Source organism: Halorubrum sp. Ea8 (assembly GCF_002252925.1).
Lineage (GTDB): Archaea > Halobacteriota > Halobacteria > Halobacteriales > Haloferacaceae > Halorubrum.
Genome location: NZ_NHPF01000101.1, coordinates 1 through 3,526 on the forward strand (window position 1 = coordinate 1; position 3,526 = coordinate 3,526).

At 58.2% G+C, this 3,526-nt stretch carries 4 protein-coding genes and 1 pseudogene; 1 reads left to right on the top strand and 4 read right to left on the bottom strand.

All coding sequences use genetic code 11. The features are described from left to right. The coding region (locus DJ74_RS19415) for a hypothetical protein (RefSeq protein ID WP_217900326.1) at positions 1–203 on the bottom strand (203 nt) is incomplete at its 3' end. 273 nt (positions 204–476) lie between these two features. Between DJ74_RS19415 and DJ74_RS11545 the strand changes: the two are divergent. Further along, positions 477–1,250, top strand: a pseudogene (locus DJ74_RS11545) (IclR family transcriptional regulator). A 71-nt stretch (positions 1,251–1,321) separates the two neighbouring features. Here DJ74_RS11545 and DJ74_RS11550 read toward each other — a convergent pair. From DJ74_RS11550 to DJ74_RS11560, 3 genes are all read right to left on the bottom strand, one after another. After that, a complete protein-coding gene (locus DJ74_RS11550) occupies positions 1,322–2,584 on the bottom strand; it encodes a Zn-dependent hydrolase (protein ID WP_094527340.1) in 1,263 nt (420 codons plus the stop codon). A gap of 126 nt (positions 2,585–2,710) precedes the next feature. Continuing rightward, positions 2,711–3,127 carry a DUF3830 family protein gene (locus DJ74_RS11555; RefSeq protein ID WP_094524395.1) on the bottom strand — a complete coding sequence of 139 codons (417 nt, stop codon included), beginning with the start codon at positions 3,125–3,127 and terminating at the stop codon, positions 2,711–2,713. A gap of 44 nt (positions 3,128–3,171) precedes the next feature. Next, the coding region (locus DJ74_RS11560) for an amidohydrolase family protein (protein WP_141212701.1) at positions 3,172–3,526 on the bottom strand (355 nt) is incomplete at its 5' end.

Here is a 3,526-nt window from a genome sequence, read left to right on the forward strand (position 1 = left end):
GTCTGTTTCACCGCAGAAGAGGGAGCGAGATTCTCGAACGGCGTGCTCGGATCCTCCGTCGTAAGCAACATTGGACTGTTGAAGCGGCACTCACACTCGAAGATGTCGAAGGAGTCACGCTCGAATCCCCGCTCGAGGACATTGGATTTCGAGGCAGTGAGTGACTGGATGCGAGTAAGTTGGACTCCTGGCTCGAACTGCATGTTATCTCTGTTATTTTTCTTCGCGTATGGGTTCATTTGTTTCCATATCAAAAACGCCCCGACGTATCGATCTCAGGCGGTAGAGATAATAATTAGACAAGCAAACATTCTTCCACCAAGACTTGAGTTTTCGAGTGATCTTTCTTCCAATAACCCGCTGATACACAGAATCTACTACAGTCTACGTTTGGAGTATGTGAACGATTAAGTGGTAGAATGTACTGTGTCAGAACATGACGATAGAATCGAAGAAAAAAAGAATCACCGCGTACGTTGAAAACGGTTGAGCGAACCGCTCAAATAATCAAAGCACTCGAAACACTCGACGGTGCGGGTGTCACCGAACTGGCTGCTCACGTCGGGATGTCGAAGAGTTCGACATACCACTACTTGGCGACGCTTCGGGAGAAAGACTGGATCGTCAAGAACGACGATCAGTACGAAATCGGTCTGCAATTCCTTCTGTCCGGCGAGTACGTCCGAAACCGCAACACCTTGTGTCGCTACGGCAAGGAGGAAGTTGATGAGCTCGCCGAGATGACCGGCGAGTATGCGAACCTCTTCACCGAACAGCACGGCAAAGGGATCAACTTGTACAAGGTCTGCGGGAGCGACGCCGTCGGGAGCGGCTACCAGACGGACAAACTCCACCAACCAGACCAACTCCACTGTATGGCGACGGGAGAGGCAATTCTAGCCTTTCTTCCCGAAGACCCCGTCGACGAGATCCTCGAACAGCACGGGCTCTAGGAACGGACGGCAAACACCATCACCGACCTGGAGGCAATACACGACGAACTGGCGACGATCCGCGAACGGGGCTACGCGTACAACGATGAAGAGGAGGTGGAGGGTCTTCGTGCTGTCGGAGCGCCGGTTATTGACCACGAGGAAACCGTCCTTGGCTCGTTGAGCATCGCTGGCCCGACCAGTCGACTGAAAGGAACGCCGTTCAACGGGGATCTACCCGAGCAGGTCCAACGCGCGGCCAACGTCATTGAGGTGAACATCAATATGGCGACCCACGGCACCGGTTCGAAACCCTAACTGCCTGAATATTTACTGGCTACGTTCGTTTTCATAGGTCAAACACCGTCGTCGCTCACTATCGAATCTCATTAGCGCGCCAGCTCCCCCAATCCGGCCGTCAACACCCTCGTAGCCGTCGCACAACTGCTCCAGTCCGTCCATTCGCGGGGGCTATGCGAGAACCCGCCGCGGGACGGTGCGAACAGCAGTCCCGTGTCCGTGACACTCGCGATGTGCATCGTGTCGTGGCCTGCACCGGAGTGCATGCACAGGGAATCCGCATCAGCTACAGCCGCCGCGTCTCGAAGCGCGGCCGTACACCGCTCGCTCATCGTGCTCGGCGCGATGTCATATGGTCGTTCGAGCATCGTCTCGACGCTGCGGTCGCTTTCGAGCGTCGAGAGATGGTTTTGGACGCGTTTGATGATTCGTTCCATATTCTCGTACTCGACGTCGCGGACATCGATTCCCAGTTCCGCGCGCCCCGGGACGACGTTGATGGCGTTGGGCCAGACGTCGAGACTCCCGACCGTCCCGACGACGGTGTCACCCTCCTCGGCGGCGACGTCGTTCGTCACATGTTCCACCTCAAGGACGAGTTCGCTCGCGGCGGTCAGCGCGTCCGTCCGTTCGGCCATCGCCGTCGATCCGGAGTGGTTCGCCTCACCTTCGATTTCGACTTCACATCGGATGGTGCCCGTTATCACCGAGACGATGCCGACGGCCGCGTCCGCCTCTTGAAGACGCTCCCCCTGTTCAACGTGGAGTTCGAGCCACGAATCCCACGTGCTCGCGTCAATGCGGCCGGTGCCTCGGAAGCCGATGTCGGAAAGCGCCGCTTCGAGACTCACGCCTGCGTCGTCTTCGAGTGCAAGGGCCTCTTCGACGCTCCGCTTCCCGCTCGCGACCGACGAGCCGAGGACGCCGTTGGAGAACCGCGCACCCTCTTCCTCGGTGAAACAGACGATTTCGATCGGTCGGTTGATCTCAACGTCGGCTGCCTGCAGTGCTCGCACGGCCTCCAATCCGCTGTAGACGCCGAGAACTCCATCGAAGATGCCCCCTTCGGGCACGGAATCGAGGTGACTCCCACACGCCACCGACCGAGCCGCCGGATCGGCCTCTTCGGGTACCCACCGACCGGTGATATTACCGACGGCGTCGACACGAACGTCGAGACCGGCGTCGTCGAATCGATCGACCAGATACTCCCGTGCCTGCCGGTTCGCGTCCGTGCCGGTTAGGACGGTTCGTCCCTGCCCCAACTCTGTCTGAATGGCACCAAACTCCGCGTTGGCTGTGATATCCTCGCGGAGACGCTCCTCGCTTACACAGTGTTGTTCCGATTTCATGCTGCCCATGCTCTATCACCTCTTAAGAATGCTCTAAGCTTAATATACCAGTATATCAGTGCTTCTGCAGGCCGATACGCGCCGCTCTCGGCGTCTGGACCATAGCGAATCTGAGCGGCCATCGGCCTATCGCTCTCTGACGACGATGTCCTTCGCGCCGGTCTGTAGCGTCTCTTCTTCGATCTCACGGAGTTCCTCTCGGGATGCGTCAAGGCATGCGATGTGGTTGCCGGCGAGCTCTCCTGCGGGGCTCTTGAAACACGTCGGGCCACAGGGAATGAGAATTTCCTGTTCGTTCCGGTACCCTGGATAAAGCAGGATATCGCCCCGAGACGGGTAGACTGTGTGATTCTCGCGTGGAATCTCCGGGAGTTCGATTTCGTCGATATTGATCCACGTCGCGTGTCCGCTCCAGCGGACGTGCATCAGTTCCGATTCGAGCGGGAGGAATTCCCGGAGTGCTTCGACCGATCGAGGTGCCTCATCCTCGAGCAAGTCGGCTGTGAACACACGGCCATCGACATCGAATTCTAGTTGTGTCACGTCGACTTCAACGACAGTACGCGAAATAAAAGTTCCGTCGCCACTTACCCCCAGTCCGGCACCTCACGCCGCAAGAAGGTCCCGTGGCCGGGGTTCGCGACGATATCGCCGTCGTCGGCGACGAGCGTCCCTCGCACGAAGCTCTGTTTCACTCGACCTGTCACCGTCCGGCCTTCGTACACAGAGTAGTCCGCATTCGAGTGGTTCCGCTCCGCCGTGATGGTGTACGTCTCATCCGGATCGAAGATGACGATATCGGCGTCGGCACCGGGTTCGATCCGCCCCTTCCGCGGTAAGCCGAACGTCTGTGCCGGATTGCGGCACATGAGTCGGACAAGATTCGGATACGAGAGGCCACGTTCGTTGACGGCCACGTCGTGGAACACGGGGAGGCTCGTC

Coding starts and splice junctions, on each gene's coding strand:
- DJ74_RS11550 (WP_094527340.1), bottom strand. CDS start 2,584: ATGAAATCGGAACAACACTGTGTAAGCGAGGAGCGTCTCCGCGAGGAT.